We start from the raw sequence: 25,562 nt of genomic DNA on the forward strand, positions 1-25,562 counted from the left end.
GATGGAACGGGAAGACCAGGGACTGCATGTCCTTCATGTAACGTTCAATCTTGATTTCGGTGGAACCGAGCAAGTCATCGCACAGCTTGTACGAGGTCTGCCCCGTGATCGGTTCCGTAGCGTGGTGGCGTGTATTGATGGGCGTGCCGGTCCCATGGCAGCAGGAATTAGAGACAGCGGGGGTAAGGTAGTCGAATTGGGCCGGCGCTCAGGGATTGACTGGGCATTGGTCCGGAGCCTGAGGCGGGTGATCCGCGAAGAGCATATTGATGTGGTGCATGGCCACCAATATACCCCATGGTTCTACGCATGCCTGGCCAGTATGGGGACCGGCGTGCGTATTGTTTTCACTGAACACGGCCGTTTTTATCCAGATCGCTATCGCTGGAAGGCGGCTTGGCTCAACCCGATTCTTGCCTTTCGAAGTCAGGCTATCGTCGCAATATCCAAGGCGACGCGTCGGGCACTGTCGACTTACGAGTTTATTCCTCGGTCGCGCATTCAGGTCATATACAACGGTATTGAACCACTGATGCCCCGACCTGGACAGCGGGAACAGGGGCGAGGCGATCTGGGGATTCCTGAAAACGCCTTTGTGTTGGGGACGGTTGCCCGTTTGGATCCGGTCAAGAATCAGGGCATGTTGATGACAGCGGCCGCACGGCTGATGCATCGCTGCCCTGATGTCTGGTTGGTTCTGGTTGGAGATGGTCCTGAGCGCGTTCGTCTTGAACAAAGAGCGGATCAACTCGGTATTGCCGATCGAACCGTGTTCACGGGTTTTCAGCCGAATCCCGGAGACTTTATGCAGTTGATGGATGTGTTTTTGCTCACTTCCTGGACGGAAGGTACATCCATGACATTGCTGGAAGCCATGAGCCTGGGAGTTCCTTGTGTGGCAACGGCGGTAGGAGGTAATCCGGAAATTGTGATGCACGGAGAAACCGGGCACTTGGTACCTTGCGACGATGTGGAGGCTCTTCATCAGACATTGTGGAGTCTTCGGCAGTCCCCTGGTCAGCTGAAGGTGTTGGGGCAGCAGGGTGCGGCGCGTTTCCGGGCTGAGTTCACTGTGGATGCGATGGTGGCCCGCTATGTCCGACTATATCATCACGACACCCCAGGTAATTCGTGATGGGAGGCATTCGCCAGGCCATTATTTATTCGTCTGCCGCTCGTTACACCATGAAACTGATGGGCTTGGTTTCAACCATGCTCATTTCCCGTCTGCTGACTCCCGAGGAGATTGGAACATTTGCCATTGCCAGTGCCATTGTGATGGTTATGAGCGAGTTCCGAATGTTGGGGGCTGGGGGATATCTGATCCGAGAAAAGGTGCTCAATCCCGACAAGGTCCGATCGGTGCTGGGATTGACCCTGATCATCTCTTGGTCGGTAGGCGTTCTGATACTCGCAGCAGCGTGGCCGGCCGGGCGCTTTTACGATTTACCCGATCTGGCATGGATTTTTGTCATTCTTTCCGGGAGCTTTTTTCTTGCGCCCTATATCAGCATTCCATCATCGCTGTATTCCCGGTCGATGGATTTCCGGGTTCAGTTCAAGATCCGTTTTGTGTCTACCCTATTGGGTTTTTTTTCGACAATCGGGCTGATCCTCCTGGGGTTCAGTTATTTTGCGCTAGCATTTGGCCAATCCATCATGGCAGTGAGCCAGTTTCTGATGTTTTTACGGGAGCGGCCTGAGAATATGGAAATGCGTCCATCGTTTCGTGGGCTGAAAGCGGTTGCGAGCTTCGGAGTGTTTAACTCGCTGGCAAACCTGTTGCGCCGGGCGACGCTTACCGTACCCGATATGGTGATCGGTAAGATGGGGACCACTGCCCAAGTAGGCATGTTTTCCCGGGGACTGGGGTTCGTCACCTTTGTTTCCCAGACGCTCACGATGGGTGTCGTTGCGGTCGCACTTCCTTATTTATCAAACACTCGCCGTTCGGGGGGGGATTTGGCTGCGGCCTACACCCGGGCCAGCGTCATGATGGGAGGCCTGGTTGTGCCGGTGTTAGGTGTGGCCAGCCTGATGAGTCTTCCCGCGATACGGCTGTTTTTTGGGCCCCAGTGGGATGCGGCCGCTCCTCTTGCCGCCTGGCTTGCGGTTTGGGGCATGATCCGTGTTGTGCACAACTTCGCCAACGATGTGTTGATGGCCAGTGAGCGAGAGCGGGTCATGCTTTTGAAAGAGGTGATTGCTTTTGCCTTTTTGCTGACGGGGATCATCCTTGCCTATCCCCATGGCCTGGAATCGATAGCCCGCGTGTTCGTACTGGCCGGGGCCTTTGAGTGGTTGTTGGTGACTTGGTTGCTGTGGCGGGTGATCGGACTCTCGCCGGTACGATTTGTTTGTGCTTGGTGGGGGACCGCACTAGTAACTGCCCTGTGTATGCTGGTCACCTGGGCCCTGGAGCGCTTGTTCCCATTTGACAGCCCGGACTACTGGAAACCCATTGTGGTGGTTGCCTTGACTATGCCTTGGGTCTGGCTGGTTGGTCTGAAGCTGGTTGGTCATCCTCTGTTCACTGAAATTGTTTCGTTGCTGCGTCGTCGAGGGCTTTGATCCACACGGGCTAGGGTGTCGTTATATTGGAAAAGTTTTAATCGCAAATTGTTGTTTTGGCTAATTGGACATTCCCTCAGGATCAACTTAACTGATTTTAATGGTTTCCTGTCGACGAGCTTTGTGAGGGGGGCGTATGTCCGTTCTGAAAGCGTCGGGGTTTGTGTTTCTCATAGCGGTTGTGTCGGGATGTCAGTCTTTCCGGTATACCGACCCGAATCGAATGCCTCCCACAGCGGCCTTGCCGGATGTGAGTGAGCAGGGGGTTGTCGAGGCTCGTTATTACGATGGTATTGATGGGAGCGATGTGTCAGCACTGCTGGCGGCGAGTGTATACCCTGACAATCCCACAGAGGTTATCCAGCTTCAGACCCTCGTCCAAAGTGAGTATCGTGGAAACAATTATGGTGCACTGGTTCGAGGCTATATCAAACCACCAATATCCGGTAACTATCGGTTTTTTATAGCATCGGATGACCAGTCTGAGTTCCTTCTCAGTCACTCGGAGAGCTCGGCCGAGGCGCAGGTTATTGCGTCGGTTCCCGCCTGGAGTTATCAGGAACAGTTCGATAAATACAGCTCGCAATCGTCTGGGTACCAGAGTCTTGATGCCGGTCAGGCGTATTACTTTGAACTGAGATTTAAGGAAGGCAGTGGTGCTGATCACTTTCGCGTTGAGTGGGAAGGGCCAGGATTCAGTCAGCAGGTTATTGCCTCGGAGTTTCTTTATAGCTATGCCGAACCTGTTGCCGGTGACGGTAGCGGTTCGGTGGAGCCGTCGATTGAGGACTATCAGTCCGGATACCGGGTGGGTTTCCTTGACGGCCGGCAGAATCTGGCGTTCAACCCGGTTTATCCCCCTTTAGATGCTGATGGTGATGGTCTCTATGACAACTGGGAAGTTGTATTTGGGCTGGACCCAAGCAATCCAGATGATGCGCTTGAAGACCAGGACGGTGACCTGCTCAGTGCTCAGGACGAGTACTGGCTGGGAACCCATCCCGGCAACCCGGACACCGACGGTGACGGCATTCCTGATGGCGCAGAGTATGCCTATGAGCTGAACCCTCTGAACAGCGCTGATGCCGCTGAAGACCTGGATGGAGATGGCGCAAGCAACCTGGATGAGTTTCTCGCACAAACGGATCTGACTGACGCCGCTGACATCCCGTCGACTCCAGAGTCCATTGCTACGGAGCCGGGGCTGTGGGGGCAGTATTTCGAAGGAACGGAGTTTACCCTGTATCGCTACGGACAAATAGATAGCTCTATTAATTATCAGTGGCGTACCGGGGCCCCGGATGGTCTTCCAAAAAACAGTTTCAGTGTTCGTTGGAGCACGCTGTTAATTCCCCCGCATGAGGATGGCCGGGCCGGCTACAGGATTGTTGCGACCGCAGACGACGGCGTCCGTGTCTACCTCAATGGTGATGTCGTCATCAATGGATGGGTGGATCAGCCGGCGACTACCTATACGGCTGATGTGGTGCTGGATGCTGGAACGGCTTACCCACTGGTAATGGAATACTACGAGTCGGGTGGTGGAGCAACGGCTCAACTGGTCGTGGAGGATCAGGAAACGGGTACGGAATTGGCGCCTGCGGACATATTCAAGTTGCCCCCCGCTTTAGAGTCAAACGCGGAGATGGACTCCGACAGCGATGGCATTCCTGATTCATGGGAGCTTGCTTATGGCCTGAATCCATGGCGGGTGGACTCAGGAAACGTATATAACAATGCAGCGGTCACCGCATTGGATGCATACACATCCAATCTGAACCCCTGGACATTGGAGCCCGTTGACGGTGGAACCAGTGATGGTGAGGTGTTGCCGCCGCCGGATGTGTCCGGGAGCGATACGGTCGTCCTGAAATGGACGGCTCCGGACACCCGTGAAGACGGCTCGCCCCTGACGACTGATGAAATTGCCGGTTACGAGATCAGTTACAGTCAGAATGCATCGGCCGAAGGAAATATACTGGAAGTATCTGGCAGCGAAACGACGGCCGCTCTTGAAGGTCTGTCCACAGGCGACTGGTTCTTTAAGCTGCGTGTCATAGACACCAATGGCTTGGCTAGCAGTTGGTCACAGATTGTGGAGTACAGTCTGTAGGTGAAAACTGGCTATTGCCTTTCAGGCGGATAGCCAGCCTTCTGTCGGCACCTGGAACCGATCATGGAGTTCACGGGTATCTTCCGCAAAAAACGCGATCAGCTTGGCGCGCTCTGCTTCCGTTGGGACCGGTGTGGTCACGACTTTACCGCCCAGATCACTGGTGGACAGCACCAGTTTTTTTACGGCGAACGGTATATCCCGGTGCTCCAGATAGCGGCGGTATGCGCGCAATAATTGGCCCCCCAGACGGCTTTTTCGTACGACTCGTGTGTTTGCGTTATGAATTTTCTGCAGTCCTCTGACCTCGAAAGATTCGTCCACATCCAAAAATCGGTAGATATCCCGTATAACCTGTGCCGGCTCGTCTCGAATCTGGTCGATAGAGCGGATCAGCAGCTGAGTTTCCGGAAAAAACCGAAGGTACTGCTTTATCTGGTATGCGTAGCGGCCTTGCCAGGCGCAGGCCTCCTGCTCGAGATTTTCCAGAGTTTGGCTGAATGAACGGGTTTCGAGGCCCGTCTGGATACGTTTCATATAGTGTGAAATGTATCGGGCAATAGGGTCTCTGACGATATACACCAGTTTCATGCCTGGATTGTAATCATGGATTCGTTGCGCCACATCGGCGGTGAAAGGGGCCTTGGTGTAGCTGGTTGAGGCCTCCCCGATGGCCTTGACCCCGGCAGGCGCGCCAGCAAACCGCTGCTCATACCAGTCGATGCCCCTTGACCAGAAGCGCTCATTGGAGAAGAAGTTCAGCTCCTTGACCTGAGACATGTAGATCTCCGGGTGCGGGTCCAGATATTGAAACAGGCTGGTGGTTCCTGAACGAGCTGCGCCGACAATGAGAAAATTGGGTTTCATGCGGATGGACTCCCCGTTACTTGATGAATTCTCCGTACAAGGTCGGCAGTAATGTTTTCGATCAGGAACTGATCGCGGCTGGCGTAGTGCTCATCCAGCCTACCGTGCTCGGCTAACTGGTCTGACATGGTCCTAAGGTAGGAAACCAGGCCGGGTACATCGCTGAAATCCAGTTGCTGCCCAAGCTGGTAGCGTTTGACCAAGGTGCCCAGGGCGCCACTGTCTGGGGTAATGTGGAGGATGGGGCGCTCGATAGCGAGGTAGTCGTAGAGTTTTGAGGGGATCTGGGTTTTGGTGCCGGACTGAATGTTGACCACAATATCCGACTGAACCATGGACGCGAGGCAGGATTGGTATGGTTGTGCTGGCTCCAGGACAAAGGTTTGTTGTTCGATCAGGTCAGCGTATCGCTCCCGAACATCATAGTTGAGCGATACCTTGCCAATCTGGCGGAACACAACCCGTCGATCATATGGTACAAGATCACGATTCACTATTCTCAGAGCCTCAAGCAGAGAGCTGGGGTCCCGAACGCCATACAGAAACCCAGCATGACATAGTGTGAGGGTATGACGGGAACCGTTGCGGTGCTCGGGTTGAGAGGCTTGCGCGAAATCGGAAGCGTCGATGCCGTTGGGCATCACAAAAAAATGGTCTGGAACCTGGTCCGGATATCGGCTCAGAAATTCTTCCCGAAGCGCGTCGGTGTTGAGTGAGACTGCGGCGGCACGGCGAACGACTTGTGCTTCCAGCCAATGGCCGAGACGGTCCAGTATGGCACCCTTGGACATATGGAACGGGTTATTGACCCAAGGGTCCCTGAAGTCGGCAATCAGAGGTTTTCCTGTCAGCCGGCTGACCAACAAGCCGACCGTAAGCCCGGACCAGGGTGAGCCGGTTGCGAAGATGCAATCCAGGTGATAACGCCGGACAAGACGCACTCCCTTCAAGACAGCAGGTAGGATCCAGGGGCCTGCATGATCCGGGAAATAGCATGTGTTGTAGATGAAGTCCTTGATTCGTTGGAGCAAGGATATTTGACTGATCTCAGGCTGTCCTGAGCCGGTAAAGGCCGAGTTAGCTTTTGATTCCTGCGGGGGGTGGGATCGGCCTGTTTCGCGACGTCCGGCCAATTTCTGGAGGCGAGCACGAACGGCCAGAAGGAGGCGAAAAATATCCCAGCTTCTGACACGGTGGACGGTTTCGTCGTTAACCGGCAACGAGAGATGGGCAAGAGCGTTATCGCCAGGAGCGACATCCGCAGTGTGTGTCAAAACATGCCGAGCACCGTTTTTGAGATGACGGATGAACTTGATGGTTCTCATGCTGCCAGGGACTTCCGTGCTGGCGGCGGGCGGATAGAAATATGCGACAAATAACAGGTTGGTACCATCGAGATCTATCCTTTGGGTGGGCATACGGGCAGTCCCTTCCTTTAAATTTTGGTAACGAAACCCTGGAACCATGCACGTTTCCTGGGGCCCCTTGCAGGGATACAAAGAAATATCCGTTTTGCGGGCGACAGTTTCGTAAAGTTATGTTACAAAAGGTTACCAGAAAGTCGAAAAAGTTGCATAGAATCCACACATAAAGACTCCCAATGGGAGGGTCAGACTTGCAATCCAAGGGCAGGCCGTACTCCGGTGAAGATCTGACCGTCGTCATTCCCGCACACAACTGCGCAGAGTTCGTGGCCGAGGCAATAGCCAGTGTCGAAGCTCAAACGATCCGGCCGGCTTTGATAATTGTGGTTGAAAATGCCTCCTCCGATGGCACTCGTGCCGTGCTGGAATCTTTGGTGGAGCGCTGTTCCGTAGACCTCCAGGTTTTGCACACCGACTATCCGGGGGTGTCGAACGCCCGCAATCTAGGCTTTTCGCATGCGCATACGCGGCTGGTTGCCATGCTTGATGCGGATGACATGTATTGTCCCGACTTTCTTCAGAAAGGCCTGGATGCTTTTAATACGGTCACCAGCCTGCAACTGTTTTTTGGTAACCGGAAGCCGTACTCAGAGGGCCAAGTGACAGGCCCCTCCTTTTTAGAGCAGAGCCGGTTGGTCGAGGTTGGTTTTCGAGAGGCTGGCCACCGGATTCGGGAAGTGACCGGCGACCTTTTTTCGCCACTCTTAAGAGGGAATTTCATTCCTCCCAGTGCCACCATTGTTGTCAGGGAGGCGGCTTATCGTGCAGGCCTGTTTCCTTTGTCTTTGGACTCCAGTGAGGACCGTTTGTTTTACAGTAGACTCGTCCGGCTGGGAACTGTAGCTTACTCTCTTGATTCGGCTGCTTTGTACCGGATCCATGATCTCAGCAAGACGCGCTCATCACAGCTCCTACACCTGCGTAAGAACGCAGTACTGTGTCTAAAGCACTTGGGGCTGGAGCTGTCTGGCAAGCAGCTCTCAGGGCATGAACAAAGGGCCATTAGGACTGCCCTTAGAGAGGCCGCCGAAAAGTTTTTTTACACTGCCGCAGAAGAGGGGCCTATTGGATACGCCCATGCTTGTGCATGGGCGAAAATGGTTGAGTTAAGGAACCCGAAGCCATTGTGGTTTCAGCTCAAGGCACTTCGAAACTCCAGGCGGAACTCCGCCAACGTGCCCTGAACGCAGAAAGGGCGGGGGGACGAGAAAGGCCAGGCATTGAAACGCTATAACCTAGAGCACTATGTTCTAGGAGTTAATTCTAATTCTGTCTATTTGTCAGTGGTTGTGTTCAAGAGCCCGGTGCTAATCTTAACATGAGGTTAAATTTGACTTTCATCGGGATTAACCTGGCGGCGAATCCTGGCAGTTGGTTGTTGATCCGCCTCCATACCTAGATCTAGATATTGGAGATGTGCCATGGGTGCCTTGCCTTCCCTCCTGAGTCGACCCCGCGCTTGGTTGATATTTTGCCTGCTAGCGTTTTCTCCTGCCTCTTACGCGGCCGCGCCATTTCTTGCTTTTTCGGACCTCATTAGCGGGCCGTCAACCGGCCTTGGGGATGGCAAAGGTAGTGGGGTGATTGTCACGGTTTGGGGGCAAAGTCTCGGCGTTCAGGATGGCGGAAAAATCCTGTTTCAGGACAGTTCCGGGAAAATTTTCGAGCCAGTTGTCTATTACTGGAAGGCCGCGGATGGAGCACTGCCAGGGGGGCCGGCTAACTTGTCTGAGTCGCATCAGATGCAGGAAGTTGCCTTTTCGATACCCGCCGCGACTTCAGGTCAGGGCCAGATTTACGTTGAAGTGGCCGGGGAACGTTCCAACGCCCTTCCTTTTACGGTAAGAGAGGGGAGCATCTTTCATGTCCGGCTTGGGGGAAGTGATGGGGGCGATGGCTCTTGGGAGAGTCCATGGGCCACGGTCAGTCATGCTGTTGCAACGGCTCCTGCTGGTAGCACGATTTACGTTCAAGATGTGACGACTGGGTCTAAATCTTCGGCTACCGGTGTGTACTGGAATAATGCTAAGGCCTCTAGCACTCTGGGAGCCCAATTCGGGATCGTTGCTTATCCCGGGTTTCGTCCAGTGATCATGGGCCAACGCGGGTTTGAAGCATACAATGCGGAAGCGCCGGTTTTATCGAAGCTCGACATATATTCTTCTGACTACACGTCTGTTACTTCAGCGGGACAACCCTCCGGGTCCCGCATTGATTCCAAGGGAACTTGGGGAATTCGTGCAGCTAAAGATGGTCGGGCAGTGGCGAATCGGATTGGTGACATTCCGGGAATGTGTGCCAGCCGGTACCATGGCGCTATTGTTGGAAGTGATGGCACCCGAGTTTCAAATTTTAAAATTCTGGGCAATGAAATTTATGACTATGGTTGTGAGGGATCATCTAAGCTGCATCACACCACTTACATGTCAATTCGTAGCGGTCCAGATGATGTTTTGGTGGACCCGTGGGAATTTGGCTACAACTACCTTCACGGAAACAAGGCTAAGTTTGGGATTCACAACTTTGACCAGAACACTGGATGTGGCCGGACGACCGGGCCAGTCAAAATATACAGCAATGTGATCAAAGACCAAGGTGGCGCCGGAATCAGTGTCGGTGCCAGCGCCGACTGCATCTGGAGCATGGATTTTTATATAGAAAATAACATACTGATCAATGTTGGCTTGGCCGCAGCCTGGGATGGAGTAGATACGTACACTTCCGATGGATCTGAGCCTGGAGGAATTGCAATTAGGGACTCTGGGCTTAGCGGAACTATATATGTTCGTAACAATCTGATTTATAAGTGGACAACTGATGGTGATCAGAAAGGTGCAGATGGATGTCTCAGTTTTAATGGCAGTAGTGATTTGGTGACTGTTATTTTTGATAATAACATTTGCTATACCGAGCTTGATAAGCCTTTCTTTATGCTGGGGTATCAGGCTGATGCGAAGGCTGATAACGCATCCGGCTCACGCAATGTATGGTATTACACAGGCGGGAATTCAGCTACACATGCCCGGGTTCCGAATTGGGACAGCCGTCCCATTACCGACGATCCCATGCTCAAACTCAGCGGTAGCCTTTTCGTTGCCAACTCGGACTCTCCATTGGTGGACCAGGGCACAAGTGTTGATCTGACCCGGGGTATATACGGTCGTCTTAGGGACTCGTCTCCGGATGTTGGGCCTATTGAAATCGTGGAAGGTATAATTGCGCCTCCCAAGCCCCCTCAGGTGATAGAGGTTCAGTAGTGGTCTACGGAACCCTAACGTCTGGCCTTTGGACGCTGATGAGCTCTCCACAGTGCAGCTGTTCGTCCACACAGATATGCTTGAAAGCAGGCTGCTGTTCGAACCGTTTGTAGTAGGGGGAGGTTTTGGAACTTTATGTGGGTCATGACCAGAGTGCCTCCCGCCCATACGCTCAAAAATACGGCGGGCAGCCAAAGTGTCTCTGAGATTATGGCTGAAATTGGTGTTAACAAAAGCAAGGTGGTGTTGGCAACGGCTACTTGAGCCGTACGGGAACTCAAAAACGCACCGAGTGACTCGACGTCACTGCGGCCATGCCATGCTTCGCGTTCAACAAAGTCATAAAGTCGTGATGGGAAACCATAGTGATACGCTTTGAGTTCGGGGCGAACCTGAATCTTTAATCCTTTTTTTTTCGCGCGTTGACAATACTCATAGTCCTCGCCTGTTCTTAAATTCTCGCAAAACCCTCCAATTTTTTCATGTAAGGATTTGGGGACAATCAGGTGTCCAGAATTGATGTAATTATGGCTTGATGTGGGCAGTAGAGAAAACCAATTTTTGATGATAAATGAACTTGAGTTAGGGGGAGGTAGGCACTTGCTGCCCGTAATAGAAGTAAAGAAGCTATCTTCTGAGCTTATGGATTTCAGGTTGGAAAGCCACTCTGGTGCCAGCGAAACATCACTATCAATGAAAACAAGAAGTTCTCCAGATGCTGAATTTGCGGCGAGGTTTCTTAATCGAGAAATAGTCGCCAAGGGGTCTGAAATAACGTGGCATCCTGCACGTTCTGCAAACTCGGGAGTACCATCTGTTGAACCATTGTCACTTAGAATGACTTCATATTCTGTGTTATCCCCCATTGTTTTGTGAATGGCATCAAGTGTTCGAGGCAGGTGATTTATTTCATTGAGTGCGGGAATGATGAATGAAAGTTTCACTGTCACTTCGCCTGCGTTGCTGAAGAGCGGGAGCCCACCACCCGGGCGGGATTACCGGCGACAATGGCTGATGTTGCCGTAGGTTGAATGACGATACTCCCTGCTGCGACGATGCTATGAGCACCTATCTCCGCCATGACCAGTGCTTGATTTCCCAACCAGCAATCGGTTCCGACCTGAATTTTTTCAAACTGACCGCCTTGTTCCTGGATTGGTCGGCTAGGGTCTTCGAACTCGTGCTGATGTTTTCCGCTGAGGATGTGAACGCCGCTGCCAATCAGGGTATTGGCACCGATGTGGCATTTACCAATATTGCACTGGGGACCGATATAGACACCTTGTTCTATCGTAGTGTCCCGATGGGAAAGTATTGTCAAAAAGCCGATGGATATGTCCTGGCTGGTGCCGGGACATGCGAGCCGATAAAAGGCTGCCCGGAGGTACTTCCCGGTTTTTCCCGGTAACAGACTGAGCACTTGGGAAAATGACTGGAAGGTTGAATCGGGATTGAATATCCAGCCAAATACTTGATATAGGGCGAACAGCGGCGTGACCACCAGAAGAGCGAAAATCTGAAAACAGCGTTTGAGTTGAGCTTTCATTGGAAGTTAGCGTTCCTGTCTACAGCTTAGCCACTGGCGTTCCCGGGATAACCGGAATGTTAACAGACTGAGGGCTAGTCGAATTCCAATCTGGATCAGAACTTTCGCTATACCGTGAATCGTCGCTGGAGGGCTCGGGGGCAGAGCATGTCCAGGGGGCAACCGGGTGGCTTCCGGTGGTATCGGATGTTCATATTCATGGGGACCGTAGTTTTGCAGCAGAATAACCTGGGTGCGGGTAAACATCCGCTCCGGTGATTCGCGAAGTGTCGTTACCACGTAGTCAAGCCAGTGATCGCCGCGCTCCCGGTATAAATCGCGGTGTCGAGGATCGAATGCGGCGGCTTGAAACATCAGCATGGCTTTGCGGATATCCTGCGCTACCCAAGTATGATTGGGGTATTCCAGAGTATCTGCTTTTTCCAGGAAAGGGTGTTCATGCTGCGCCATCCACTGCCAGTATCGGTGCAATGCTGTCAGGGTGTATTGATAGCAAGGGTCTCTGGTCTCTTGCCTTTCCACCTTTACCCATAGGTAACGGGTTAGGCTGGCAAGGAGAATGAGATAGGACCAGCCGGTCTCCGCGTCCAGAAGGTGGCGCTGCTCTATGCTGTCTTCGGGGCTTATGGTGGCTTGTATCACGCGTTCCGCCTGCGCGAGCCAATCCGCCTCGGGTTCTACAAGCGAAGCATCCAACAGCGTATTGAGGTAGTTGCCGGTGCCCCGCGTAAAGGGGTATTGGTGCACACCGGAGCTGTCTTTACGGAGCAACCGACGGAGCCGGGGCAGATCCTGCTTCTTGATCTTCAACAGCTGCTCCAGCAGCCCACCGGTGCCTTCGTGATTGTTGCGGATCCAGTGGGCCAGCTCCAGAACCGCGGCACGGGAGTCTGGAGATCCGGTCAGCCAGTGGTGGTAGAGCAGGCCCGTGGTGTAGCAGTGTTCCGCCGCCGGGCCACCGCCGGTCTGCCCCGGGATGGAGCTGGTGCTGTTGTGCCGTGAATAGGTGCGGTGGGTGGCGGTGTGGGCGTCCAGATAGTGGTCAGTGTGCCAGAACAGGCCGCCATTGTATTCTGCCCGGTCCTCCTCGGTGTGGTAGATGTCGATGTCGGCCACGTGACGGGCGAGATCGTCCATCAGTTCGTGCCAGCGGACATCCCCGGTCAGGGCAAACTGGCGAGCGAAGCCGTAGATGGCGTCGTACTGGTTGTTGTAGTGCGACAGGTACAGGGGGTCGCCCGGTGCCTGGTAGAGGGTTTCGTGGTCGGCGTAGAGGTCGCCAAAATTGCGCCAGCCGTATTCGTCGATGACTTCGCGCTTCTTAAAAAAACTGCTTTTGGAGGCGATGCCCAGATCGATCAGCCGCTCCAGCGCTCCGGCCGGACGCTGGCCGGAAAACCAGGGAAAGGCTCCGGTTTCGGCGTAGTGATCGGCGGGAACCCGCAACGGGGTGGGGGTGTGGACGTGGTTCAGGGCGTCAGGGGTGTTGCCGTATTGGAACCAGGCGGTCTGGGTTTTGCGTTCACCGCCCTGAAGCTCGTAGGGCGAGGCGCACTCCCGGGGGAAGAAACCCACCTCCAGGGTGTTGCCAAGGCACCCCAGGCTAGAAGGAAAGTTCTGCCAGAAATGCGCCAGGGTAGCCCGCACCGAGGCGGTGGCTCCGGTGATGGCGGCCACCGGGGTGGCCCGCAGGGACTGTTGCAGCACCTGGCCATCCAGGGTGACCCGATACCCCTGGAACCGGGGAATCACCTGCCCGTCGGCGTCCTGATGGTTGCTGCTGTTCCAGCGGTGGCCGCCGCTGGAATCCTGGTAGATTTCCAGGGAGGCCCGGGCATCCGCCTCGAAGGGGGTAAGATCGCTTGCGGGTCGGAGCGAAGCCGTTTGGCCGGTGGGGTGGGTCACCCGGATCGTCAGTGCCTTGAAATACACGGATCCCGGGTCGCCGAGGTCCCACAGTCCGCCCGGGTGGCTGGCTCTCCGGGGGTTGTGGATGCCCAGCTCGCACCGGACCTGCCGGTTGTTCCGGAAGGCCGTCAGCCGTACCCGCAGGATCGCCACCACCCGGCCCTCGGCATTCTTGACCGGGGCGCTGCCCTGCAGAGTCCCGAAGAGCGGCCCCGATTCCGGGCAGCTCCAGTCCTGGGGGGGCTCGATCCGGCGGGGCTGGCCGGTGGCATCCTCGAATTGGACCTGATGGGATAGCCAGTCGTCGAGCCCGACCCGAACCCGCCATCCCAGGGTGTCGGGCAGTGGTTGCAGCTGGAAGTCGTTCCATTCAATGGCAGGGACGTCGGCGGGCACCTCCTGTTCCCGGGGCGATCCGGGCACCGGCTTCGGGGTCGCTTCCGGCTCGGTTTCCAGAATCAGGGTGCGTTGCTGGCGGGGCCCGAGATCGGCGTGGAATCCCAGCCGCAGCCAGCGCACGCTGGAGTCTTTCCAGTGGCCAAGAACCTTGGTCTGAAGCGGAATGACTTCCCCGCTTTCCGGGTCCCTCAGGCGGACGGCCGTGCTCGGCGACAGTTGGCCCCGGGCGAAAGGAACGCCCCCCAGAATGGGCTCGCCGATGCGCTCCATGCCATGGTCTTCCGCGAGCTGAATCCTGCACAGTTCCATGGGTCAGTGTGCCTCTCCCCCGGTGGCGAGCTGGACGATGGCCTGGTACTGCTCGGCCAGGGCGTCCCGGTAACGGGCCATTTCCCCGTCCAGTTGTATGTCGCCCTGCCGGACCCGCCGGGCGAGATCCCGGTACTTGGCGATCAGCGTGGGGGCGTCGAAATCGTCGATGGCGACCTGATAGTCACCCAACCCGACATCGTTGAGCAGTTCGGCGGCCTTGCGGTAATAGCAGATTCCCAGAACCGGCACGCCAAGCTGCAGGGGCAGCACGGTGGCGTGGAATCGGGTGGCGACGACCAGGTCGGCGGCACCGAGGTGCTGCATCAGTTCGTTGACCGAGCGGTTGCGCTGGATCGAGAGGTGACCGGTGGCGACGGCGTCCTCGGCACCGAGTTGCGACAGGATATCGTCGATGACGTTTTCGTCCTTGCGTTGAGTGCTGAACAGGGTCAGCCGGGCGCCGTCGGACAGCACTTCCCGGCAGAGATCCGTTACCTTGGCCACGTAAGCCTGGTATCGGTCTTCGTCGCCCTCATGCCAGTACCGGCTGTCGTAGACCGGCATCGGGTTGAGGGCCACGCTCAGGGGCCTGTCTGGCTTGGCGATGCGGGTACCGGCACCGTCGTAACCGAGGCTGTGGGCGAGGTCCGGGTAGACCCGGCCAGCCTGGTGGGTGCGGCTGCGCACCAAGTCCAGGGACCCCTGGTCCCGGAAGGAGACGAAATCGGCCCGGCGCAGCGTGTGTTTAAGCATGAAAAAGCTCAGGGGGTGGCTGAGGGGGCCGGCGCCGACGCTGATGAACGCGACCCGGGTGCCGTTCTTCTTGGCCAGCAGCGTCCATTTCAGCAGGGTATAGGGGAAGCCCCAGGGGCCACCGAAGTTGTCGAGGAACTGGTTGGAGCCGGTCACCAGCAGCAGGTCCATGCCCCGCAGGTAATCTCGGGCCTGCGCGAGGAAACGGTATTCGCTGGCTAGGGTGTCCTTGAAGTCCAGCGCCCGAGCGGCGGCTTTCAGCCCGTGGCCGAGAATCGGGACGGCCTTCAGGCGCGCTTTCCAGGCGCGGGGAGCGGAGGCGGCGGACGGCGACGGCGCGCCGGACGGGGAAGGGGGTGAGGCGGACACGGGCCTGGGGGTGAAGAAATCCGGCCGGTAGCGGATCGGGAAGGCGTCCACCTCGTGGCGACTCCGGCTGTCCTCCGGGTCCAGGGACAGGCATACGATGTCGGCGTCGGGCAGTCGCTGCCGTAGGTTACGGATGACGGCCTCGATGATGGATTCGTCACCCAGGTTCTGGTTGCCGTAGTGTCCGAACACGCCGATTCGCACCCGCTTGGTGGCTGCTTGCATCGTTGTCACTCCCCCCTGCTACCGAAGTTCCAGGCGGAGCTTGCGGCAGTAGAACGCCTCGGCAATGGTACTTTCCGCGTTGCATTCCATGCCCCGGATGCGCATCAGGCTCCAGAACAGGTCTTCGCTGAACCAAGCCTTGCTGGCCTGGGACGCGTAGGCCTGGTGCAGCTTGTGGATCTTGTCCATGCCCGTTTCCCGAGACAGGGGCACGAAAACAGCGGGCTGGCCCAGGTCTCCGTCCCATTTCGGAATTTCGTACTCCAGAATCAGGTGGTTGCGATAGGTGTTCCAGGTCAGCTCGTTGATCAGCCGGTGGTCCTGGTGCAGGTCGTGACGGTAGTGGGTGAAGATCAGGTCGGGGGCGGCGGTTTCCCGCCGGATTTCTTCGAAGGTCTCCTTGACCCTGGCCTGCTCGGTGGGCAGGAAACCGTCCCGGAATTCGTGAATGCGCAGCTCGATGGACGCGGCCTGCTCGGAAAACAGGTCTGCGCTGGCCATGGCTTCGTCGCGGCGGGCCTCGTTCGAGGCGAACACGATCCAGGTGAGGTGCACCGCGCGGTGTCCGGACAGCAGGGTGAGCAGGGTGCCGCCGCAGCCGATCTCGATGTCGTCGCAGTGGGCACCGAGGCACAAGACATTCAGGGGGCCCTGATCCGGCCCAAGCAGTGCGTGCAGCATGTTCAGAGCCCTTCCCGCCAGACCTGCCAGGGGCACTCGCCGGAGGCATGGAGTTCATCGAAGGCTTGTTTGTCCTTGAAGGTGTCCATGCACTTCCAGAAACCGTCATAGCGGTAGGCCATGAGCTGGTTGTCGGCGATCAGGCGCTCAAACGGTTCATGCACCAGTTCCTCGCCGTCCCGGATGTAGTCGAAGATTTTCTTCTTGAAGATGAAGAAGCCGCCGTTGACGGTGAGGCCGGTGTTGGTGGTGTCCTGGATGCTGTGCACGCTGCCGTCGTCGTTCAGGCGAACGTAGTGGAACGACTGCTGGGGCTGAACGCACAGGAAGCAGGCGGTCTTGTCGGATTCCTGGAAGAATTTCAGCATGTCGTCCAGGGGCACATCGGAGAGACCATCGGCGTAGTTGGCCATGAACATGTCGTCGGGGCCCAGACTGTCGAGGTACTTCTCGACCGCCTTCAGGCGCATGCCGATGTTGGATTTCAGGCCGGTGTCGGCGAACGTGATCTTCCAGTCATGGATGTCGGTCTTGGTCAGGTGGGCCTGGCCGGCTTCCAGCACGAAGTCGTTGGTCAGGCACTCGTCGTAGTTGAGGAAATAGTCCTTGATGACGTGGGCGTGGTGGCCCAGGCACAGGATGAAGTCCTTGTGGCCATGATGGGCATAGAACTTCATCAGGTTCCAGACGATTGGCCGATGGCCGATGGGGACCATGGGCTTGGGAATGTTGTCTGAAAACTCCCGGAGGCGCATCCCCAGCCCACCGCAGAACAGAACGACTTTCATCTTGGCGCTCCTCTCCTTCACGAATGCGGGAAAAAGGTGTCGATCATCTCCGCCCGGAGCTGATCGATCTGCCGGCCGGCGGGCAATTCAACGTCGTCGTAGGTCAGCGCGGTATCCATCGCCACTGGCCGCTTGACCACGCAGTTCTGGGCAACGCCCATGGGCAGCAGGTTCTGTGCCCGCGCGGTGTCAAAGTTCTCGATCAGCGCGTAGTTGGTGTAGCCACCGATGCCATCGAGAACATCCCCTTCCCGCAGGTCGCGTTTGGCGATCGCGACGGCTTCGCAGTAGGGGCGGCCGAGCGGAGTCACGGTGGCGTCCTGGCAAAGTACGCCCCGGCATACGGTGATGGGAATCTCCAGCTGGGGCAGGTGGAACGGGGTATAGAAGACGTAGAAGGGGCCGTCGCCCATTTTCAGGTATTTCAGGTAGTCCTGCTTCATGGGGTGGTCGGTGTACCCGATCACGAAAGCGCCGGTGGCCGGGGCTGCCCCCAGCAGGAAGTCGACGATGCCCCGGCCGGGCTGGAAGGCGCCCTCGGGAAAGTGGGGCAGACAGTGGCGGACGTCATCGCAGGCCGGGCCGTACATGCCCCGCTGGCCGACCCCGAACCCCAGGGCGTTGGCGGTGACGGTCAGTTCCATGGAGAGTTTGGTGCCATCCACGAACGACGTCATCATGTGGGGCTTCTGGTTGTGGGCCTCAGCGAATGCCTTTTGCGTTTCCGGGGTCCGGTGCACGTCATAGAACCCCTTGAGGTTGCCGGCACCGACCACCTCCAGGCCCATGGTCCGGACGTGTCGGGCCAGGTTGGAGGCCACTCCGGGCTCGTCGCCGTCGGAGTTCGAGTAGATCACTCCCATTCGGTCGGCGTAGTGCTTCATCAGAGGGCCGACGGTGGCGTCCATCTCGCAGTTGAGCACGAAGGTATGCTTGCCGGCCTTGATCGCTTCCAGAGTGGCCCAGGCGCCGTACTCCACCTCGCCGGTGGTTTCCAGGACTGCGTCGATGTCGGGGCTGTCGAAGGCGATCCGGGCGTCGTCGGTCACGGCCTGGGCGCGGTCCGCGATGGACCGGGCCAGCGCCTCCGCGGAGTGGACCTGCCGAATGTCCCCGGCGCCCGCCTGGGTCAGGATGGCCCGGGCGTTGTCCGGCGTGCGGTTCACCACCACGGCCAGGTGTATGGCCGGGAAAGCACTGAGAATCTGCGAGGCGATATGTTTTGCACTGTACCCGGCGCCCACTATGGCGAGCCGGATCGGCCGGTCTTCCTGAAGCCGTTTGGCGATGGCGGTGTCTACGATGATCATGCTCGGCCCTCCACGGTTACCTGAAGTCCGGCCACTGCGTGTCGTTGTCGGAAATGGCAGTGATCTCCAGGGGCCAGTCGATTGCAAACGCCGGGTCGTCGTAGCGGACGCCGGTCGCCGACTCGGGATGATAGAACTCGGTGGTGTGATAGTAGATCTCGGTGTCGTCCACCAGGGTCTGGTAGCCGGTGGCGCAGCCTTCGGGGATGTACAGCATCCGGGCGTTTGCCGCCGTCAGTTCGGTGGCGAACCATTGCTTGAAGGTGGGCGAGTCGCGGCGCAGGTCGACGATGACATCGTATACCGCCCCCCGGGGACAGCGGATGATTTTCACTTCCGCGTGCGGCGTCCTCTGGAAGTGCAGCCCACGCAAGGTGCCGGCGCGGGCGCTGACGCCGATGTTCGACTGGCGGATGCATGTGGCCAGTCCCATATCGGCCATTTCCTGCTCGCACCAGAGCCGGCCGAAAAACCCCCGGTCATCGCCAATGCGGTTGACGTCGATCAGGTAGGCACCGGCGATGGGGGTTTCGGTGAATTCCATGGAATCCGTCCTTCGCCCGGCTATTGCCAGAACAGGTCGCGACTGAGCTTGCCCTGCTCAATCAGGTTGGTGATGTGGGCAATCCGCTTGTACCGGATGCCCTCGTAATCGTCCTTGCTGAGGCCGAAGCGACGGTAGGACTCGTAACACTGCTCAACCCCCATGCGGGCGGTCCAGCGGGTTTTGAAATCCGGGAACACCGAGTGGATCTTGTCGAAATTGACCTTGTAGGAACGCGGGTCCGGGCCGGCGTCTTCGGCGTATTCCACCTCGCAGTTGGGCACCGTCTCCTTGACGAACTGTGCCAGCTCCCGCATCTGATAGTTCTCGCTGTTGCTGCCGACGTTGACGGCCAGGTTGTGTATGACCGGCTTGTCGGCGCGGAGGGCACAGATCACCGCCTGGGTGATGTCCTCGATGTGCACCAGCGGGCGCCAGGGCGTGCCGTCGCTCTTGAGCAGGATCTTGCCGGTGGTGTAGGCCCAGGCCACCAGGTTGTTGATGACCAAATCGAAGCGGATACGAGGGGAAACCCCGTAGGCCGTCGCGTTGCGCAGGAAGACCGGGCTGAAATGCCGGTCCGCCAATTGCGAAACGTCGCGCTCCACGTACACCTTGGATTTGGCGTAGGGCGTCACCGGGTTGAACTCCGCGGTTTCGTCCAGCACATCCTCGCCGGCCTTGCCGTACATGCTGCAGGAGGATGCGAACAGAAACCGGTCCACGCCAACGGCTTTCGCGATTTCCGCCAGGCGGACGGAGGCGCGGTGGTTGATGTCGTAGGTCAGGTCGGGGTTGATGTTGCCCAGGGGGTCGTTGGACAGGGCCGCCAGATGCACGATGGCATCGAAGCCTTCGATGTCCCTCGGCTCCACCTGGCGGACGTCCTTGGCGATGGTGGGGACGGCGAGGGGCTCGTCGCCGTAGGTACAGTAGCGGTAGAGGTCGGTGTCCAGACCGGTCACCTCAAACCCTTCCTCAAGCAGCATGGGCACCATCACGGTTCCAATGAAGCCCCTGTGTCCGGTAACCAGTACTTTCATGATGTCTCCTTGGCGTGCTAGGGGCGTTTCAGAAGCCCGAACTTGATGAGATCTACCAACTCATTCTTCATGGGCTCCTTGTACCAGTAGGCCCGCTTGAGGAGGTAAAAGAACAGGACCCGCTGATCACTGAAGGGAATGGGCGCGCGGGCGACCGCCTTGTAGAACTCGAGAATGCTGCGCCAGGTCTGGAGGACCATCCGGCGTTTCTGTGGATCCCAGAAATTGCGCTGGCGCTCGGCATCGGAGCGTTCCCAGCTGCTGGCCTCCGGGTGCATGCGGCGGTTGAACAGGTGGACTGGGATTTCATGGAACTTGCCATACAGCGTGAGCTCCACGATCAGGTTGATGTCCGAGGCGACGTAATTGCCCAGCAGTGCAGTCCGGGCCAGTGCCTCCCGGCGGATCAGGCCGTACATGAGGTTCTGCAGCCCGATCCGCCGGGTACATTCGATGAAACGGTCGGCGGGACGTTCGTCGCGAAGGTCCAGGTTGTCGTCGTAGTCCTCGATCGGCTGGCCGTGTTCGTCGATGATGCGGGTCTTGCCATAGGCCAGGACGACATCCGGATGTTGGTCCAGGACCTCCACACATCGTTCGAGCAGTGTCGGTTCGATCGGATCGTCGGCGTTCTGCCACCGGAAATACGGCGACCGGGCCGGCTCGAAGCAGCGGGCGTAGTTGCGGGCGGCGCCCAGATTGACCGGGTTGCGCAGGTAGGTGATCCGCTTGTCCTCGCGGGCAAACCGCCGGCAGATGTCCTCGGTGCCGTCCGTGGAGGCGTTGTCGGCAATGAAGAGGGAAAAATGGGGGTAGGTCTGGTTCAGAACCGAAGCCAGGGTCCCGGCCAAATATCGCTCTCCGTTGTATACGGGCAGTCCGATTGCAACCGGCGTGGCCAGGTCGTACTGCTGACTCATTGCGCTTTCCTTCGCCGAAAAATGCCGTCTTACTTGTTTGTTAATATTAGTACACTTTTGTAACAAAATGTATAGTGAAAAAGGACGGTAGGGGGCCGTTTTTGTCCCCTCTGACACAGGGCTGGACGGCCAGGGGACACTGAAACCATGGATCTATCAATGGGTTATGGAGGAGATTGCAGGCGGCACCCGAAGTCACGGAGTGCGCGAACCCTGGTGTTCGGGGTTGGGCTGTGTTGCCTGTTGACGCTGCCGGGTTGCGGGGACGATCCGGGGCAGGGGGCGGAGGCAGCCTCCGGCGGCGCGCCCTTTCGCGAAGAGGTCATAGACCCTGAAGGCCCCAACGCTCCCTGGGGCAAGGCGGTGGGTGACATCAACGGCGATGGTCTGATCGATATCGTCATCGGTGGTCACCGCCCCCGCTACCTGACACTGTTTGAACGGGGGCTGCGCAAGCTGGGGTTCGAGCCGGGCAAGGACCGGGTCGGGGAGCTGGTGTGGTACGAGAATCCCGGCTGGCAACGGCACCTTGTCAGCGAGCACTTCAGTATTCGGACGGAAATGGAAGTGGCGGACCTCAACGCCGACGGCCGCAATGACATTGTTGCGGTCACCGATCAGGGGCTGGTCTGGCTGGAAAATGGCGACTGGACCCCGCACTTGGTGGACCCCGCCAAGTTCCATGATGTCGAAGTGGCGGACTTGGATGGCGACGGGCAGCCGGAGCTGGTGGTGCGGAACCAGTCTCTGTTTGGTTACGCCAACGGCAATTTCGTGCGGGTATTCCAACGCGATGGCGACGGAGCCTGGCAGTCCCGGGATCTGCCGGTTCCCCACGGCGAAGGCTTGGTGGTGGTGGACATGAATAACGACCGGGCGCCGGACATCGTTGTCAACGGTGTCTGGTTGGCAAGCCCGGGGGCCGATGTGCTGCACCAGCCTTGGCTGCCGATTCACTACACCCTGGGTGCCGGGGGCGAGCCGCTGTGGCAGTGGGACGACACCTTTATCAGTACCGCCGATCTTAACCAGGATGGTTACCGGGATATTCTGCTGTCGCCGGCGGAAGAAGCGGGCGAGCACTATGACATTGCCTGGTTGATCAATCCCGGTCCTTCCGGAGATGGCTGGCGCAAGCAAGTGGTGGCACAAGGGGTCGAATCCGTCCACCACTTCGTGGCGGCGGCCGATGCCGACGGCGACGGCGACATGGATGTCCTGACGGCGGAAATGAACCAGGGCGAGGGCGACAACCCGGTTTCGGTGTACTGGAACGAGCCGGGAGGCTGGCGGGAAGACATCCTGTCCCACGATGCGGGTCACAGCCTCCGGGCCGTGGATATCGACGGGGATTTCGACGTCGACTTGATCGGCACCAACTGGGAGATTCGAAATTACCAGGAAGCCTACCCGGTCCGGATCTGGAGGAACCTGACGTCCCCAAAGGAGGACTGGGCCCGGCACGTCATTGATGACGACCGGCCGGGCCAGGCCACCAGCCTCCTTGCCAGGGACCTTGATGGCGACGGCTTCCCGGATCTGATATCCGGTGGCTGGTGGTACCGGAATCCGCACCGGCTGGCGGCCCCCTGGCCCCGTCAGCCATTGGGCGCAGGGGCCACGGATGCGGTGGTCGCCGACGACGTGGACGGTGACGGGGATGTGGATGTCATCGCCACCGGCTGGTACGCCTACCATGGGCACCCGAGCCTGCTGAGCCGTGCTTTCGACCTGTTGTCGGGCCGCCCCCGGCACCCGGGCAATCACGGCCAGCGTCTTTTCCTGGCCGAGAATCTGGGGGGCGGGCACTGGCGTCCGCGCCTGGTGGCGACCTCGGACGAGGGGGATTTCACCCAGGGTGCCGCGGTTCTGCCGGGGGGCGTCGGCTGGACAGTGCTGCTGTCCTGGCACCAGGAAGGCACCGGTCTGGACGCGCTGCATCTGGATCCCGGCAGGGCCGGGGCGTGGCGGATTGGCCGCTTCAGCCCCCATTCCCAGAGCGAGGACCTCAGTGTTGCGGACCTGGACCGGGACGGACGGCCCGACGTGGTGCTCGGTACCCGCTGGCTGCGCAACACCGGTGACGCCTGGCATCTTCGGGCGATGGATGAGCCGCCGGGCAAGCCGGACCGGAACGAGGTCGGCGACCTGGATGGTGATGGCTGGCCCGATGTGGTGGTCGGGTTCGAGGCAGTCAGCCGCCCCGGCGATCTGGTCTGGTACCGCAATCCCGCCGGAAACGGTGCCTGGCGGCGCAACCCGATTGCCCGGATGACCGGGCCCATGAGTCTTGGCCTGGGTGATCTGGATGGAGACTCGGATCTGGATGTGGTGGTCGGCGAGCACAATCTCGTCAGTCCCGGCCATGCCCGGTTGGTCTGGTTCGAGAACCTCGGCGCGGGCGTCGCTTGGCGGGGGCACCGGATCCATCAGGGCGATGAACACCACGACGGGGCCGTGCTTGCGGATCTGGACCGGGACGGTGACCTCGACATCGCCTCCATCGGATGGGGCCACCGGCGGGTGATGGTATACGAAAATCCGGGCTTATGAGGCGCTGGGTGGCTCCCGGGAAGCGGGCCCGCGACCCAGGCTTTGCCGAACGACGGAGCGCAGCTGCCACCATTCTTCCTGGCCGGCCAGCAGAAGCCGGGCGCCCACCAGCAGCAGAACGGCGTAAAGCCCAACAAACAGGCTGCCCCGGATAAGAAACTCCAGCAGCGGAGGGGCCCAGGGCAACGCCAGGCTCCAGGTCAGGGTGCCGGCCCCGGCGCCTCCCAGCATTGCCGGCAGAGACAGATAGGCCAGGCGCGCCAGGCCGAATCCGGTCCACCGGCGGATCATCATCAACAGCACCCAGGTCGTTGCCACCGCCAGCCAGCCCCGGGCCCAAGCCATCTGCGGCAGGCTGCCGGTGGCCAGCACCAGCAGCAGCGACAGAATGACTGCGGTGGACACCAGGTCGAACAGCAACAGGGCCCTGACCTTGCCAAGGGCAATGACCACGTCGCTGAGCAGGGCAAAGAAGCTGAAGGTGAAGAAAAACAGCCCGAACGGCCGGAGCAGGTCGGCGTAGTCACGCCATTGCGGCCCGAGCAGCACCTCCACCGTCAGGGTGGGGAACAGCATCAGGAACACCGTAATGGGAACCAGCAGGGTGATCATCAGGGCGCTGCTCAGGCGAACCCGATAGGCCAGTTGGGCCTGCCGGTGCTTGACCTGGGCCGTGGCGGCCAGCAACGGCTCGCTCATGGGGATGAGGATCGACAGCGCCGGTAGGAGGCTGACTTCCCGGACCAGGTTGTACCCCCCCAGAGCCTGGGTGCCGAAGAAGCGGGATACCAGCAGGTTGTCGACCTGAGAGCGGGTGAACCCCACCAGTCCACGCAGCAGCAGCCATTGTGAAAACCCCCATTGCTCCCGGAGTCGGGCCAGGGTGAAGGCGGGGCGATGCCGGTGCAGGAGGTAGGAGCCGGCCGCCAGTACCGTGGCCGAGACCAGATTGCCCAGAACGATGGCCCAGTAGCTGGCCTGGAACAGGGCGAACCCAATCACCGCGCAGAACGACAGCAGCTTCTGCCAGACGGTAAGCCGAAACAGGGGGCGATAGTTAAGATCCCGGGCCAGCCGCATCAGCCCCGGGTTCCTCAGTGCCCGGATCGGCAGCGCCAGTGCCGCCACCGACACCGCCAGCGCCAGGTCCGGTTCCTCGAAAAAGGCCGCGAAGGCTGGCGACAGCAGCACCACGATCACGGCGAGACTGGTTTTGATCAGGATATCCATGGACCAGGCGGTGTTGAGGTCCAGGTCGTCCACGGCGTCCTTTTGCACGATGTACTGCTGGTTTCCAGTTTCCACCAGCAGCTCGAACAGCTGCAGCAGGATGGTGATCAGGGCGATCACGCCAAAGTCGTCCGGGGTGAGCAGCCGGGCCAGAATCAGCGTGCTGACAATGCCGAGGCCGCGCTGGATCAGCTGGGTGCTGAGCAGCAGAAGGGCGCTTTTGATGACTTTCAGGCTGACGGACATCGGCCAGACAAGCTCGGAGGGTTGATCGGCGTGGCTAATGAAAGGTTTCTGCCATTAAAGCAGAAAAAGCCAGCAGTCGCTGGCTTTTTCATCCTCTGTGCGAGGGGTGGGTTCAGGCTTTGCGCCGACGGGCCACACCCAGGCCAACCAATCCCAGTCCCAGCAGGGCCAGGGTGCCGGGTTCCGGCACGGCTTCGGTTACGACCGTAAGCACGGATTTGCCGACGTAGAAGTCGCCCAGGGTCGGCAGCGTGGAGCTGATGGTCACATCCAGATAACCATCCGCGTTCAGGGCGCCGATCGCCTTGACGCCAAGGTCGTTGAAAAAGTCCGCGGTTCCGAACTGGAAATAACCCGTGTCGAAATCGAAGTCCTCAATGGTGAAGAGGATGGATTCCGGCAGCGGTTCGAACCAGTCTTTGTCATCCCAGATGTCGATCGCGAGCGTGCCGCTGACGGCTGTCCCCAGGGTGAAGCCATCATCGTTGATATCGTGGGTGTAG

19 protein-coding genes and 1 pseudogene are annotated in these 25,562 nt (G+C 58.5%); 6 read left to right on the plus strand and 14 right to left on the minus strand.

All coding sequences use genetic code 11. From position 1 onward, the window contains the following. Position 1 precedes the first annotated feature (1 nt). The 3 genes from BTO32_RS03015 to BTO32_RS03025 all read left to right on the plus strand — a co-directional run bounded on the left by BTO32_RS03015 (position 2) and on the right by BTO32_RS03025 (position 4,684). Positions 2–1,135 carry a glycosyltransferase gene (locus tag BTO32_RS03015; RefSeq protein ID WP_076722932.1) on the plus strand — a complete coding sequence of 378 codons (1,134 nt, stop codon included), beginning with the start codon at positions 2–4 and terminating at the stop codon, positions 1,133–1,135. Beyond that, positions 1,135–2,571 (plus strand): oligosaccharide flippase family protein, encoded by a 1,437-nt coding sequence (locus BTO32_RS03020; protein ID WP_076722933.1) that lies wholly within the window; start codon positions 1,135–1,137, stop codon positions 2,569–2,571. Before BTO32_RS03015 ends, BTO32_RS03020 begins: the two co-directional genes overlap by 1 nt. Before the next feature lie 136 nt (positions 2,572–2,707). After that, entirely contained in the window at positions 2,708–4,684 is a 1,977-nt protein-coding gene (locus BTO32_RS03025; RefSeq protein WP_076722934.1) for a PA14 domain-containing protein, read from the plus strand. Between the two features lie 21 nt (positions 4,685–4,705). Here the strand turns inward: BTO32_RS03025 and BTO32_RS03030 are convergent, their stop codons facing one another. Further along, positions 4,706–5,551 (minus strand): sulfotransferase family protein, encoded by an 846-nt coding sequence (locus tag BTO32_RS03030; protein ID WP_076722935.1) that lies wholly within the window; start codon positions 5,549–5,551, stop codon positions 4,706–4,708. Next, positions 5,548–6,969, minus strand: a complete 1,422-nt coding sequence (locus BTO32_RS03035) for a glycosyltransferase (protein ID WP_076722936.1) — start codon at positions 6,967–6,969, stop codon at positions 5,548–5,550. The genes BTO32_RS03030 and BTO32_RS03035 overlap by 4 nt, the downstream gene beginning before the upstream one ends. Positions 6,970–7,166: 197 nt before the next feature. Between BTO32_RS03035 and BTO32_RS03040 the strand changes: the two genes are divergently transcribed. Together BTO32_RS03040 and BTO32_RS17655 are read left to right on the plus strand one after the other, a co-directional pair. Further along, on the plus strand, positions 7,167–8,159 hold the full coding sequence (locus BTO32_RS03040; protein WP_175618622.1) for a glycosyltransferase family 2 protein: 993 nt from the start codon (positions 7,167–7,169) through the stop codon (positions 8,157–8,159). A 237-nt stretch (positions 8,160–8,396) separates the two neighbouring features. Continuing rightward, positions 8,397–10,232 (plus strand): right-handed parallel beta-helix repeat-containing protein, encoded by a 1,836-nt coding sequence (locus BTO32_RS17655; RefSeq protein ID WP_139339003.1) that lies wholly within the window; start codon positions 8,397–8,399, stop codon positions 10,230–10,232. A gap of 14 nt (positions 10,233–10,246) precedes the next feature. Here BTO32_RS17655 and BTO32_RS03045 read toward each other — a convergent pair whose 3' ends face one another. From BTO32_RS03045 to BTO32_RS03090, 10 genes are read right to left on the minus strand one after another with little or no spacing between them, the layout of a single operon-like run. Beyond that, on the minus strand, positions 10,247–11,176 hold the full coding sequence (locus BTO32_RS03045) for a glycosyltransferase family 2 protein (protein WP_076722938.1): 930 nt from the start codon (positions 11,174–11,176) through the stop codon (positions 10,247–10,249). A 2-nt stretch (positions 11,177–11,178) separates the two neighbouring features. Further along, on the minus strand, positions 11,179–11,778 hold the full coding sequence (locus BTO32_RS03050; RefSeq protein WP_076722939.1) for an acyltransferase: 600 nt from the start codon (positions 11,776–11,778) through the stop codon (positions 11,179–11,181). Between the two features lie 6 nt (positions 11,779–11,784). Further along, complete coding sequence (locus tag BTO32_RS03055; protein ID WP_076722940.1) at positions 11,785–14,394, minus strand: RIFT barrel domain-containing protein; 2,610 nt, start codon at positions 14,392–14,394, stop codon at positions 11,785–11,787. A gap of 3 nt (positions 14,395–14,397) precedes the next feature. Continuing rightward, positions 14,398–15,744 carry a polysaccharide pyruvyl transferase family protein gene (locus tag BTO32_RS03060; protein WP_076722941.1) on the minus strand — a complete coding sequence of 449 codons (1,347 nt, stop codon included), beginning with the start codon at positions 15,742–15,744 and terminating at the stop codon, positions 14,398–14,400. Positions 15,745–15,762: 18 nt separating this feature from the next. Beyond that, positions 15,763–16,425 (minus strand): PIG-L deacetylase family protein, encoded by a 663-nt coding sequence (locus tag BTO32_RS03065; RefSeq protein ID WP_076722942.1) that lies wholly within the window; start codon positions 16,423–16,425, stop codon positions 15,763–15,765. Positions 16,426–16,427: 2 nt separating this feature from the next. After that, a complete protein-coding gene (locus tag BTO32_RS03070) occupies positions 16,428–17,213 on the minus strand; it encodes a sugar phosphate nucleotidyltransferase (RefSeq protein ID WP_076722943.1) in 786 nt (261 codons plus the stop codon). 17 nt (positions 17,214–17,230) lie between these two features. Continuing rightward, positions 17,231–18,523 carry an NAD(P)H-dependent oxidoreductase gene (locus BTO32_RS03075; protein WP_076722944.1) on the minus strand — a complete coding sequence of 431 codons (1,293 nt, stop codon included), beginning with the start codon at positions 18,521–18,523 and terminating at the stop codon, positions 17,231–17,233. A gap of 16 nt (positions 18,524–18,539) precedes the next feature. Beyond that, positions 18,540–19,067, minus strand: a complete 528-nt coding sequence (gene rfbC / locus BTO32_RS03080; protein WP_076722945.1) for a dTDP-4-dehydrorhamnose 3,5-epimerase — start codon at positions 19,065–19,067, stop codon at positions 18,540–18,542. 20 nt (positions 19,068–19,087) lie between these two features. After that, entirely contained in the window at positions 19,088–20,110 is a 1,023-nt protein-coding gene (locus tag BTO32_RS03085) for an NAD-dependent epimerase/dehydratase family protein (protein WP_076722946.1), read from the minus strand. 17 nt (positions 20,111–20,127) lie between these two features. After that, positions 20,128–21,030 (minus strand): glycosyltransferase family 2 protein, encoded by a 903-nt coding sequence (locus tag BTO32_RS03090; RefSeq protein WP_076722947.1) that lies wholly within the window; start codon positions 21,028–21,030, stop codon positions 20,128–20,130. A gap of 243 nt (positions 21,031–21,273) precedes the next feature. Between BTO32_RS03090 and BTO32_RS03095 the strand changes: the two genes are divergently transcribed. Beyond that, positions 21,274–23,583 carry an FG-GAP repeat domain-containing protein gene (locus BTO32_RS03095; protein WP_175618623.1) on the plus strand — a complete coding sequence of 770 codons (2,310 nt, stop codon included), beginning with the start codon at positions 21,274–21,276 and terminating at the stop codon, positions 23,581–23,583. On the opposite strand, the gene BTO32_RS03100 is transcribed toward BTO32_RS03095, so the two are convergent. Together BTO32_RS03100 and BTO32_RS18270 are read right to left on the minus strand one after the other, a co-directional pair. Next, positions 23,578–25,059 carry an oligosaccharide flippase family protein gene (locus tag BTO32_RS03100; RefSeq protein WP_076722949.1) on the minus strand — a complete coding sequence of 494 codons (1,482 nt, stop codon included), beginning with the start codon at positions 25,057–25,059 and terminating at the stop codon, positions 23,578–23,580. The two genes, BTO32_RS03095 and BTO32_RS03100, sit on opposite strands and share 6 nt — an antisense overlap. Before the next feature lie 112 nt (positions 25,060–25,171). Further along, a pseudogene (locus BTO32_RS18270) lies at positions 25,172–25,255 on the minus strand (PEP-CTERM sorting domain-containing protein); the annotation flags it as partial. Positions 25,256–25,562 lie beyond the last annotated feature (307 nt).

The organism is Marinobacter lutaoensis (assembly GCF_001981305.1).
GTDB classification, from domain to species: domain Bacteria; phylum Pseudomonadota; class Gammaproteobacteria; order Pseudomonadales; family Oleiphilaceae; genus Marinobacter; species Marinobacter lutaoensis.